At 59.8% G+C, this 11,792-nt stretch carries 11 protein-coding genes; 7 read left to right on the top strand and 4 right to left on the bottom strand.

All coding sequences use genetic code 11. From position 1 onward, the window contains the following. Positions 1-34 precede the first annotated feature (34 nt). The gene (locus ACR0I0_RS15560; protein WP_480492134.1) at positions 35-895 is read left to right on the top strand and encodes a hypothetical protein; all 861 of its coding nucleotides are present in this window, start codon (positions 35-37) and stop codon (positions 893-895) included. A 53-nt stretch (positions 896-948) separates the two neighbouring features. Here ACR0I0_RS15560 and carB read toward each other — a convergent pair whose 3' ends face one another. Further along, entirely contained in the window at positions 949-4,293 is a 3,345-nt protein-coding gene (carB, locus tag ACR0I0_RS15555; RefSeq protein ID WP_171634390.1) for a carbamoyl-phosphate synthase large subunit, read from the bottom strand. A gap of 177 nt (positions 4,294-4,470) precedes the next feature. Here carB and ACR0I0_RS15550 point away from each other — a divergent pair, with 177 nt between their 5' ends. The 4 genes from ACR0I0_RS15550 to aspS all read left to right on the top strand — a co-directional run bounded on the left by ACR0I0_RS15550 (position 4,471) and on the right by aspS (position 8,724). Next, positions 4,471-5,598, top strand: a complete 1,128-nt coding sequence (locus ACR0I0_RS15550; RefSeq protein ID WP_480492132.1) for an aminodeoxychorismate synthase component I — start codon at positions 4,471-4,473, stop codon at positions 5,596-5,598. Then, positions 5,553-6,200: an aminotransferase class IV family protein gene (locus ACR0I0_RS15545; RefSeq protein WP_480492130.1), complete on the top strand. Its 648-nt coding sequence runs from the start codon at positions 5,553-5,555 to the stop codon at positions 6,198-6,200. Before ACR0I0_RS15550 ends, ACR0I0_RS15545 begins: the two co-directional genes overlap by 46 nt. Then, positions 6,197-6,868 (top strand): CPBP family intramembrane glutamic endopeptidase, encoded by a 672-nt coding sequence (locus ACR0I0_RS15540; RefSeq protein WP_348539720.1) that lies wholly within the window; start codon positions 6,197-6,199, stop codon positions 6,866-6,868. The genes ACR0I0_RS15545 and ACR0I0_RS15540 overlap by 4 nt, the downstream gene beginning before the upstream one ends. Before the next feature lie 77 nt (positions 6,869-6,945). Further along, on the top strand, positions 6,946-8,724 hold the full coding sequence (gene aspS, locus ACR0I0_RS15535; protein WP_209832290.1) for an aspartate--tRNA ligase: 1,779 nt from the start codon (positions 6,946-6,948) through the stop codon (positions 8,722-8,724). A 175-nt stretch (positions 8,725-8,899) separates the two neighbouring features. On the opposite strand, the gene ACR0I0_RS15530 is transcribed toward aspS, so the two are convergent. Continuing rightward, complete coding sequence (locus tag ACR0I0_RS15530) at positions 8,900-9,619, bottom strand: response regulator (RefSeq protein ID WP_171634374.1); 720 nt, start codon at positions 9,617-9,619, stop codon at positions 8,900-8,902. A gap of 136 nt (positions 9,620-9,755) precedes the next feature. Between ACR0I0_RS15530 and mce the strand changes: the two genes are divergently transcribed. Together mce and ACR0I0_RS15520 are read left to right on the top strand one after the other, a co-directional pair. Then, a complete protein-coding gene (mce, locus tag ACR0I0_RS15525) occupies positions 9,756-10,160 on the top strand; it encodes a methylmalonyl-CoA epimerase (RefSeq protein WP_170346086.1) in 405 nt (134 codons plus the stop codon). Between the two features lie 24 nt (positions 10,161-10,184). Then, positions 10,185-10,457 (top strand): DUF1467 family protein, encoded by a 273-nt coding sequence (locus tag ACR0I0_RS15520; protein WP_117867937.1) that lies wholly within the window; start codon positions 10,185-10,187, stop codon positions 10,455-10,457. A 6-nt stretch (positions 10,458-10,463) separates the two neighbouring features. Here the strand turns inward: ACR0I0_RS15520 and ACR0I0_RS15515 are convergent, their stop codons facing one another. Both ACR0I0_RS15515 and ACR0I0_RS15510 read right to left on the bottom strand, forming a co-directional pair. Further along, on the bottom strand, positions 10,464-11,162 hold the full coding sequence (locus ACR0I0_RS15515; protein WP_171634371.1) for an EI24 domain-containing protein: 699 nt from the start codon (positions 11,160-11,162) through the stop codon (positions 10,464-10,466). Then, a complete protein-coding gene (locus ACR0I0_RS15510) occupies positions 11,159-11,737 on the bottom strand; it encodes a nitroreductase family protein (RefSeq protein ID WP_171722766.1) in 579 nt (192 codons plus the stop codon). The genes ACR0I0_RS15515 and ACR0I0_RS15510 overlap by 4 nt, the downstream gene beginning before the upstream one ends. Positions 11,738-11,792 lie beyond the last annotated feature (55 nt).

Below are 11,792 nucleotides of genomic sequence, written 5' to 3'. Positions count from 1 at the left end.
CTTCAGTGTGTTAGGAATTTGCACGAGGAATTCAATGGATAACAAAATTGGCGTGGCGGGCGTCGCTGGGGGGTTGGTCGGTATAGGGACCTTGTTATACACATACATTGATGGGGAACGAGCCAACGCGCGTGAGCAGGATTTGGGATTTAGCCAGTTTGCTGCAAAAATTTCTCGTCTCGAGGCAGATCTTGAACAAATAGACGAAGAACTCACTTTAAAGGATCAAGAGATTTCTTCGTTGCGCGACGCATTGAGTGCCATCAGCGAACGAGCACCGGTTGATCTTACGTTGCTGGAAAAACGCCTTAGCGATCTTGAGGAACAGCCTGTCGGGCAAGGACAAGCCGCTTCTGTAGAGGCTGTGGCAGCTTTTTTAGTACAGAACCACTTGGATGAGCTGCGCGGACCACAGGGACTGGCAGGTCCGCAAGGCCCGGTGGGTCCAAAGGGGGAAGCCGGGGCTGCTGGTAGCTCGGCGGCACTGAATCCGCGCGCTCCTATCGAAGTCACTGGCGACTTTTCGACAGATTTTGAACCGCAGTATTTCGGGTCGACCAAAGCGAACCTCGTGGGATGTGCAGGAAAGGGCGTGCGGGTTTCCTGCACCATGCTTTTGGAACCAGAAGATGCCGCGTCATATCACTTTCAGGCCAGAGGAGACAAAATTCGCCTGGCATTGCCGACGGCGGAATGGGTCCAGGCGAAAGAATTCAAAGTTGGTTCACAAAAAAACTGGGTTGTCGGGGGCAATTTGTCCGCGGGTATCCCCCAGCGTGTAGATATTGCTTTCGACCTGCCGAGCGGTGGGCACAAAGGATTTCTGGCATTGGAAGTTTTTGAAGGTCAAAGCAGATCAACCGCCGTTTGGAAAGACATCCCTTTGGCAGAATGATGAGGAAGCTCTGGAGCATATCCAGAGCTTCTAAACGCTGATAGCCACGGCGCTTATCCCTGTAGCGACTTCACCTCGACATCCCCTTCGGCCTGCGCCTTGATCGCCAGAGCGGCAGCATGGCTTGCAGCGGCAGTGGTGTAATACGGGATCTTGTCATAAAGCGCGATGGACCGGATGGCCTTGCTGTCCTCGACCGCCTGCGCGCCTTCGGTGGTGTTCATCAGCAGTTGAACCTGACCGTCTTTCAGCATGTCGACCACGTCCGGGCGGCCCTCATAGACCTTGTTGACCACGTCGCATGGCACACCCTGTTCCGCCAGCCAGCTTTGCGTGCCGCGGGTGGCGACCAGCGTGAAGCCTTGTTCGACCAGAACCTGGGCGGCCTCGAGCATCGCCGCGCCCTTGTCGGCATCCTTGATCGAAATAAAGGCCCGGCCTGATGTCGGCAGGACCATGCCCGCGCCCATCTGCGCCTTGAGGAAGGCGCGCGGGAAATCGCGGTCCCAGCCCATGACCTCGCCGGTCGAGCGCATTTCCGGGCCAAGGATGGTATCGACGCCCGGGAAACGGGCGAAGGGCAGGACCGCCTCTTTCACCGAGAACCATGGCATGTCCGGGTCGGCCAGCGTCATCTGATCCGCGATCTTTGTGTCGTCCACGGTCTTGTAGGGCGGACGCTGCGGGAAGCTCGCCAGCTTTTCGCCTGCCATGACGCGCGCGGCGATGGACGCAATCGCGCTGTCGGTGGCCTTTGCCACGAACGGCACGGTGCGCGAGGCGCGCGGGTTGACCTCGATCAGGTAGATCTCGTCATCCTTGATCGCGAACTGAACATTCATCAGGCCGACAACGTTCAGCGCCTTGGCCAGCTTGAACGCCTGATCCTTGATCTGCGCGATGATCTCTTTCGACAGCGAATAGGGCGGCAGCGAACAGGCGCTATCGCCCGAGTGCACGCCGGCCTCTTCGATATGCTGCATGATGCCTGCCACATGCACATCGGTGCCGTCGCACAGCGCGTCCACGTCCAGCTCGACCGCGCCAGCCAGATAGCTGTCCAGCAGAACGGGGCTGTCGCCCGAGACCACCACGGCCTCGTTGATGTAGCGTCGCAGCTGGTCCATGTCGCGAACGATCTCCATCGCGCGGCCGCCCAGAACGTAGGACGGGCGGATCACCAGCGGAAAACCGATTTCCTCGGCGATTTCCAGCGCCTGCGCGTCGGTCGAGGCGATGCCGTTCTTGGGCTGTTTCAGCCCCAGTTCATTGACCAGCGCCTGAAAACGCTCGCGGTCTTCGGCCAGGTCAATCGCGTCAGGCGTGGTGCCCAGGATCGGGATGCCCTCGGCCTCGAGCGCGTTGGCCAGTTTCAGCGGTGTCTGTCCACCGAACTGAACAATGACGCCGTGCAGCGTGCCGTTTTCCTGTTCCTTCGTCAGGATTTCCATGACGTGTTCAAAGGTCAGCGGCTCGAAATACAAGCGATCCGAAGTGTCATAATCGGTCGAAACCGTCTCGGGGTTGCAGTTGATCATGATGGTTTCATACCCCGCTTCGGTCAGCGCGAAGCAGGCGTGGCAGCAGCAATAGTCGAACTCGATGCCCTGACCAATGCGGTTTGGGCCGCCGCCAAGAATGACGACCTTTTTGCGGTCGCTCGGGCGCGCCTCGCATTCGACCTCGCCCATCATGGGCGCTTCGTAGGTTGAGTACATGTAAGGTGTCTGCGCCTCGAACTCGGCGGCGCAGGTGTCGATGCGTTTGAACACCGCTGAAACGCCCAGATTGCGGCGCGCGCGGCGGACGTTGTCTTCGTCACGGCCCGTCAGCTTGCCCAGACGCGCATCGGTGAATCCCAGCATTTTCAGCTTGCGGATACCATCCTCGGTGACGGGCAGACCGTCCTTGCGGAGCTGACGCTCGGCCTCGACGATCTCGCGGATGCGAGCCAGGAACCAGGGGTCGAACTTGGTGACGCCGAAAATCTCGTCATCGCTCAGGCCATGGCGCATCGCTTGTGCAATGGTGCGCAGGCGGTCGGGTGTCTGCTGGCTGATCGCCTTGATCACGGCGGCCTTGTCGTCGGCCTCGTCCCAGAGGCCTACGTTCAGGCCGGGGATTTCGACCTCATCAAAGCCGGTCAGGCCCGATTCCATCGAGGCCAGTGCCTTCTGCATCGATTCGTGGATCGTACGGCCAATCGACATCGCCTCGCCCACCGACTTCATCGCGGTGGTCAGATAGGGTTCGGAACCGGGGAATTTCTCAAACGCGAATTTCGGAATTTTTGTCACGACATAGTCGATGGTCGGCTCGAACGAGGCCGGGGTGACTTTGGTGATGTCGTTGTCCAGCTCATCCAGCGTGTAACCCACGGCCAGTTTCGCAGCGATCTTCGCGATCGGGAAACCGGTGGCCTTGGATGCCAGCGCCGACGAGCGCGACACGCGCGGGTTCATCTCGATCACGACCATGCGACCATCGACCGGGTTGATCGCCCATTGCACGTTTGAACCGCCGGTTTCGACACCGATTTCACGCAGCACGGCAATCGAGTGATTGCGCATGATCTGGTATTCTTTGTCAGTGAGCGTCAGGGCAGGGGCCACGGTGATCGAGTCACCCGTATGCACGCCCATCGGATCGACGTTTTCGATGGAACACACGATGATGGCGTTGTCGGCAGTGTCGCGCACCACCTCCATTTCGTATTCTTTCCAGCCCAGAAGGCTTTCGTCGATCAGGATTTGACCCACGGGCGAGGCATCCATACCCGAGCGGCAAATATGGATGTAATCCTCACGGTTATACGCCACGCCGCCTCCGGTGCCGCCCAGTGTAAAGGCCGGGCGGATGATGGCAGGAAGCCCCACGGTTTCAAGGGTTTCAAGCGCCAGCGCCACGCCAGCGTCCAGGTCTTTCTTGCCGCTCTCGTCCTTGGGGGCGGTCACAATCTCGGCCTTGGGGTTTTCGATGCCCAGCCGGTCCATCGCCTCGCGGAACAGGGCGCGGTCTTCGGCCATTTCGATGGCATCGCGCTTGGCGCCGATCATCTCGACGCCGAACTTGTCCAGCACGCCCATTTCTTCCAGTGCCAGCGAGGTGTTCAGGCCGGTCTGTCCGCCCATGGTGGGCAACAGGGCGTCAGGGCGTTCTTTCTCGATGATCTTGGCGACCACTTCGGGTGTAATCGGCTCGATATAGGTGGCGTCGGCCAGACCGGGGTCGGTCATGATCGTCGCCGGGTTCGAGTTCACCAGAATGACCCGGTATCCTTCCTCGCGCAGGGCCTTGCAGGCCTGAGCACCGGAATAGTCGAATTCACAGGCCTGACCGATAACAATGGGGCCCGCCCCAATGATCATGATCGACTGGATGTCGGTTCTTCTCGGCATGGCCTTGTTCCTTCGATTGTCCGCGAGTCAGGGCACCGCCCCAGCGCCCAAATTGTCCTGCGTTATAGGGACCGCGCAAAAAGGTGCAAGAGGTATCGGAAACAGGGACGAAATTGCCGCTTTCCCCTCTTTCACTTGGCAGAGTATTCTCTATATGGCCCCTCACGGCAAATGAGGATGCAAGTGCGTATTCGTTTCGATCAGGGACCGGCCGGGCGAGGAACCCGGTTTCAGCGTCCGTCTCAGGTGATCCGCGCGGATGTAGCGGAGGACGTGCCCCAGGCTCTGGCGGCGCTGGACGAGGCGCGCGCAGGCGGTGCCTGGCTGGCAGGGTATGCCAGTTACGAGCTGGGCTATGCGCTTGAACCCCGGCTCAATGGTCTATTGCCGGAAGAACGACGCCTGCCTTTGTTGTGCTTTGGGGTCTATGATGCACCGGATCGTGTCGCCCTTCCGTCGCCTGCGGGTGAAGTGGGCGCATTCCGGCCGCGCTGGGATGAAGCGCGCTACGGCAAGGCCTTCAGGGCCGTGCATGACGCCATCGGTGCCGGCGACATCTATCAGGCCAATCTGACATTTCCGATTGATCTGTCCGTCTCGGGCAACAGCGAAACGCTCTATGCCGCGCTGGCGGTGGGGCAGCCAGTGGGCCACGGAGCACTGGTGCAGCAGGATGGGCTGCCCGATCTGCTCAGCCGCTCGCCGGAGTTGTTTTTCCGCACCGATGAGGGTGGGCGGATCGAAACCCGGCCGATGAAGGGCACGCAACCGCGCAGTGAAGACCCGGATGAGGATGCGCGCCGCCGAGCTTTTCTGAGCGCGGACGAAAAGAATCGGGCCGAGAACCTGATGATTGTTGATTTGCTGCGCAACGATCTCAGCCGCGTCGCGCTACCCGGATCCGTTCATGTGCCTGACCTGTTCCGGGTGGAAACCTATGCCACCGTACATCAGATGGTCTCGCTGGTGCGGGCGCAGCTGCACAAATGCGTGGGGTTGGGTGAAATTCTGACGGCACTGTTTCCCTGCGGGTCGATCACCGGAGCCCCCAAGATCCGCGCGATGGAAATTCTGGCGGAACTGGAGCCATGGGCGCGCGACATCTATTGCGGGGCGATTGGCTGGGCCGCGCCTGATGGTCGGTCCGAGTTCAACGTGGCCATCCGCACCTTGATGCTTGAGGATGATCAGGCCACTCTGAACGTAGGCGGCGGTGTCGTTTGGGACAGCACCGCCCCGTCAGAGTATGAGGAGGCGTTATGGAAAGCCCGCTTCGCCCGCCAGCTGAACCTGATTTCAGCCTGATTGAAACACTGGCCTTCCGCCCGGATCAGGGCTTTGTCAGGCTGGACCGCCATCTTGCACGAATGGCCCGTACTGCGCGGGTGTTCGAGATTCCTTTCAACCCCGATGAAGCGACCGCCCGACTGAATGGCGCTGCTTGTGACAACCCGCTGCGTTGCCGCCTTACGCTGGATGTGTCGGGATCGTTCGATCTGTCGACCGGCGAACTGGTGTACAATCCCAGAATCTGGCGCGTCGCTCTGTCGGATCAGCGTCTGGCTTCGAATGACCTGTGGTTGCGTCACAAGACCACGCGCCGTGCGCTCTATGATGCCGCGCGCGCAGCGCTGCCCGAGGGGGTGGACGAACTGTTGTTTCTGAATGAACTGGATGAGCTTTGTGAAGGCACCATTACGAACCTGTTTCTGGAAATGCCTGATGGCCGGGTTCTGACGCCCGCTCTGTCCTGTGGGCTCTTGCCGGGGATACTGCGCGAAGAACTGTTGGAAAATAAAGCGGTCACCGAAGCTGTGCTGACCTTGACCGACCTGAAAAATGCGCAAACTGTGCGGATCGGAAATTCACTGCGCGGACTGATCGAGGTGGAGCTGATAGACGGGTGACAAAAAACAGCATGATGATCGGACCGCCGGTTGCATTGCGACAGCTGAGGCTGGAATTTGGCCTGTTCTATATTGGCTTGCCGCTGCTGATCGCTGTTCTTTTCCCTCCGAACTGGATGTTTCCGGCGCTTTTTGCGCTGACCGGGCTTGGTATCGTGCTATTGCACCGGACGCCCGGGTTTCAATGGGCCGAACTTCGTTATGACTGGGCCAACTGGACCCTGCGCGAGGTGGCTTTGTTCTCTGCCATCGTGGCTGCCTTTTGTGTTGGGTTGATTCAGATCACGCGCCCGGATGCCGCGTTCTTCCTGCTTGTGCAGCGCCCCGAAATGCTGGCCTTCATCTGGGTCGGCTACCCACTTTTGTCAGCGCTGCCGCAAGAGCTGCTGTTCCGTCCTCTGTTTTTTCGCCGCTATCACGCGATCCTTCCGGATGGGCGTGCGGCCTATCTGCTGAACGCGGCCATATTCTCGTTCGCGCACCTGATGTACTGGAGCTGGATCGTCGCGCTGATGACATTCGCCGGCGGCCTGCTGTTCACATGGGCCTACCGGCAGCGTGGGTCATTCTTCTATGCGGTGTTGCTGCACGCGATTGCGGGCAATATCATTTTTGCGGTGGGGCTGGGCGTATATTTCTACTCGGGCAATGTGCAAAGGCCGTTTTGAAGGGGCAACCCGCCTTGACTTTCCGGGGCTGACAGGGTGTATCGGCGCGACGAATTCTGCGCCCGAAGGGATATTCCATGCACGCCTATCGCAGCCACACCTGCGCCGCCTTGACCGCCGCCAATGTCGGAGAAACCGTTCGCCTGTCCGGTTGGGTGCATCGGGTTCGAGATCATGGGGGCGTGCTGTTCATCGATCTTCGCGACCATTTCGGTGTAACCCAGATCTTGTGCGACGGCGACAGCGCCGCCTTTGCCGAGCTTGAAAAGGTGCGGTCCGAATGGTGCATCCGTATCGACGGCACCGTCAAAGCCCGTGACCCGGACTTGGTGAACCCGAAACTGCCCACCGGCGAGATCGAGGTTTACGTGCGCGAACTGGAAGTTCTGGGGGCCGCCGACGAATTGCCGCTGATGGTCTTCGGCGATCAGGAATACCCCGAGGAAACGCGTCTGCGCTATCGCTATCTGGACCTGCGCCGCGAGGCGATGCAGCGGAACATGACCCTGCGCTCGGACGTGGTAGCCTCCATGCGCAAGCGTATGTGGGATCAGGGCTTCCGCGAGTATCAGACGCCGATCATCACCGCCTCGTCGCCCGAAGGCGCGCGTGACTTCCTGGTGCCGTCGCGTCTGCACCCGGGCAAATTCTACGCGCTGCCACAGGCACCTCAGCAGTTCAAACAGCTGATCATGGTGTCGGGCTTCGACAAATACTTCCAGATCGCACCATGCTTCCGTGACGAAGACCCGCGCGCCGACCGCTCGCCCACCGATTTCTATCAGCTCGACCTCGAGATGTCCTTTGTTGAACAGCAGGACGTGTTCGACACGATCCAGCCCGTTCTGACCGGCGTGTTCGAAGAGTTTGGCGGTGGCCGCAAGGTTGATCAGGACTGGCCGCAAATTTCCTACAAGGACGCGGCGCTGTGGTACGGCACAGACAAGCCGGACCTGCGGAACCCCATCAAGATGCAGGTGGTCTCCGAGCATTTCCGCGGTTCCGGTTTCGCGATCTTCGCCAAGCTGCTTGAACAGGAAGGCACCGAGATCCGCGCGATCCCCGCGCCGACCGGTGGCAGCCGGAAGTTCTGTGACCGCATGAACGCCTTTGCCCAGAAGGAAGGTCTGCCCGGCATGGGCTATATCTTCTGGCGCGATCAGGGTGAGGGGATGGAGGCTGCGGGACCGCTGGCCAAGAACATCGGCCCCGAACGCACCGAGGCAATCCGTCAGCAACTGGGTCTGGGCGTTGGCGATGCGGCGTTTTTCCTGGGCGGCAAGCCAAAAGCCTTTGAAAAGGTTGCCGGCAAGGCGCGTGACGTGATCGGTGAGGAATTGAACCTGACCGAAAAAGACCGTTTTGCCTTTGCCTGGATCGTCGATTTCCCGATCTATGAGCAAGACGAGGAAACCGGCGCGATCGATTTCGAACACAACCCGTTCTCGATGCCGCAGGGCGGTATGGAGGCGTTGCAGGGCAACCCGCTGGATGTGCGCGGCTACCAGTATGATCTGGCGTGCAACGGGTACGAGCTGGTTTCAGGCGCGATCCGGAACCACAAGCCGGAAATCATGCTGAAGGCCTTTGAACTGGCGGGCTATGGCGAGGATGAAGTGAAATCCCGCTTTGGTGCCCTGTTCAATGCCTTCCACTACGGCGCCCCGCCACACGGTGGATGCGCGGCTGGTATCGACCGGATCGTGATGCTGTTGGCAGATGAGGCCAATATCCGCGAAGTCATGATGTTCCCGATGAACCAGCGAGCCGAAGATCTGATGATGGACGCACCTTCGGACCCGACCTCGGATCAGTTGATGGAGCTGGGTCTTCGCATTATCCCTCAGGACCAGTAAAAAAAAACCGCCCGCTTGTCGCGGGCGGTTTTTTTTGCACGCAGGCAGTCTGTGTCAGTCCAGCGGGTCTTTCAGATTGGTTCGGTTGACGCGGATGGAACGCGCGGCCTGCCGTGTTTGGCGGTACAGCCAGATGCACAAAAGGGTTGCAGTGATGAAATACGCTGTCACCATTTCAAATCGCCTCTCGCTGTTCCAGTCGGTTCTGCACCATCCCGGCAACCTGCGCCGCCTGCGCCATGATCGGCGTCCCATTCGCGCGTGACAATGCCAGCTTTCGCGCTGCTTCCGCCAAGGGCCTGTCATTTGCTTCGCGCGCGACGCCGTGCAGGAACTGTGCGGCGTAGTCCAATGTACGGTGATCGTTGGGACCTGCGAGCACATCGGCGATATGGGCCATGTCGTCCTGATAGGCCAGAGGGTCCGGGCGGATGATTTCATCGCGCACGGCATGAAGCCCGCTGGGGCGCCGGTCCTCTGGCAGGCGTTCCAGAATGGATTTCTGAAAATGGGACATTGATTTTAGCGGCTTGGACAAAAAACCATCCGCGCCGGCCGCAAGAGCCATGTCTTCGCTGCCGTCATCGCCCGAAAGGCCCATGATGACACTGATACGGGGCGTGGCCTCGGCCAATTCGGCGATCAGGTCGGCGCCGGAACCGTCCGGCAGGCCCATATCGACCAGGATAACCGAAGGCCGATAGATCTGTAGGTGCCTTCGGGCCGATTTCAGGCAATCCGCACGGCGAATGCGCGCGCCGCTGTGCAGGCACATCAGGCGGATGGCATCGCAAGCGTACCGGCTGTCTTCGACAACCAATATGGTCTGACCCAGCAAGGGTCGAGTCGCGGTAGGCGCGGCGGCGGTGGTGGCAAGTAGGCCCGAATCGTCCATGGCAGCTCTCCTATGCAGCAGATGCTTCACGCTAGGAACTTCTGGCTAACACGACGTTAACGCGCGATTTGGCGCACTTGTCCTTTGGCGGATCAGCCCCCATAACCCATGCAACGCAGGACAGCAGGAGTGAGACATGATTGGACGTCTGAACCACGTCGCCATCGCCGTACCGGATCTTGAGGCGGCGTCTGAGCAATACCGCAACGCGCTGGGCGCCAAAGTCGGCGCGCCGCAGGACGAGCCGGATCATGGTGTCACGGTCGTGTTCATCGAACTGCCCAACACCAAGATCGAACTTCTGTATCCACTGGGTGACGACAGCCCGATCAACGGGTTCTTGGAAAAGAACCCGGCCGGCGGCATCCACCATGTATGTTACGAGGTCGAGGATATCATCGCGGCCCGTGATCATCTGAAAGCGACCGGAGCCCGGGTTCTGGGATCAGGTGAGCCCAAGATCGGTGCGCATGGCAAACCGGTTCTGTTTCTGCACCCCAAGGATTTCAACGGCTGCCTGGTCGAGCTGGAGCAGGTATAACCCCCCAGCCCCGGAGGGCCTGAAATGACCATTACTGCCGCGCTGGTGTTGTTCGCCGTCATCTGGTTCATGACGTTATTGGTGGTGCTGCCCATTCGCATCAAAACCCAGGGCGATCTGGGCGACATCGTTCCCGGCACGCATGCGGGCGCGCCGGAAGTGCATCACATGAAAAGAAAGATGTGGATCACCACCGGTATCTCTGTGGTTCTGTGGGCGATCATCGCCGGGATCATCCTGTCGGGCGTGATCTCGGTGCGGGATTTCGATTGGCTGAACCAGTTGGAGCCAAGGTAATCCCCGTCAGGCCTTTTGGCCTGACAAGGCATGATAGATATGGGTGAACGTGGCGGCTCCGATGATCGGGATCACGAGGTTCACCAGCGGCACTGAAAGCGGAATGGCCATCAGTGTGCCCGCCACCCAGATCGTCGTTGAATGTTTGGCCCGCAGTTTGCGCGCGCCGTCGCGCCCGATCCTTCGCATCGCGGCAAGGGTAAAATATTCACGCCCCAGCAAAAATCCGTTCATCGCCCAGAAGATGAAAGGCGCAAGCGGGGTGAAAATCGCATAGAGGATCAGCGCCAGCAGGTTTGCCACAATCAGAAGGCCAAGGAAGCTGAGACCGTCCATAAGCGCCTCTGACACCGGGATGCGCCGTGCGGGCGGCAATGTCGGAAAATGTTTGTCCTCAACCGCCTGGGCCACCTCGTCCAGAAAGATCGAGGTGATGGCCGACGCGACCGGCACCATCAGGAAAACGGGCAGGATCAGAACGAGCACGATACCGGAATAGTTCAGAACGTCGTTCAGCCACGGCACAGCTCCCACAAACGGCAGTGAGATTTCGCTGCCGGACAGCCAGTTGATCAACCAAATCGCACCTGCACAGGCCAGAACCAGCAGCAGAATGGTCAGGCCCACGCCGCGCAGCAATACGGCGCGAAACCTGGGGTCTCCGGTCTGGCCAAGTGCGCTGAAAAAGGCGTTCAGGATGATCATTCCGAAACCCACTCTGTCAACGCGGCCACGTTGGGCCGCGGGCGTTCCGGCGGGGTCGCTCCCTCGGTGGCGATATGAATCAAACCGGCCACGCGTTCGTTTTCGGCAAGCCCGAAAGCATCGACACAGAATTCGCGATCATGTGTTTGCCAACCCGACAGCCAATTGGCGCCCCAGCCCGCAGCCAGCGCGGCATTCAGCAGCGCCAGACAGACCGCGCCAGCAGAGTAGGATTGTTCGATGGCCGGAATCTTTTCGGATTGTTTGCGAACCTCGATGACCGCGACGGCCAGATGCCCCATATCGAACTGGCTGCGCGCTTTGGCGATATCTTCCGGGCTCTTGTTCAGCCTTTGTCCGCAGGCCTCGGTCAGGGTCGCCAGGCGTGACATGGCGCCCTTTTCCAGAACGATAAATCGCCAGGGCTCCAGTTTGCCGTGATCGGGGCTGCGGGCTGCGGCCGTCAGCAACGGCAGCAACTCTTCCCGGGTTGGGGCCGGAGCAACCAGTGTCTTGGCCGGCCGGGACCGGCGCGACTGCAAAAACTCCAGAGCGGCGGGGTTTTTCAGGGACATATGTTAACTTCCTTTACATCGGGACTCTGTATCTTGGTCGGTATTCTGCCCGTTT

Source organism: Ruegeria sp. AG6 (assembly GCF_056541565.1).
The sequence above is the reverse complement of the archived record's forward strand: the minus strand, read 5'-3'. Positions and strand labels throughout refer to the sequence as shown.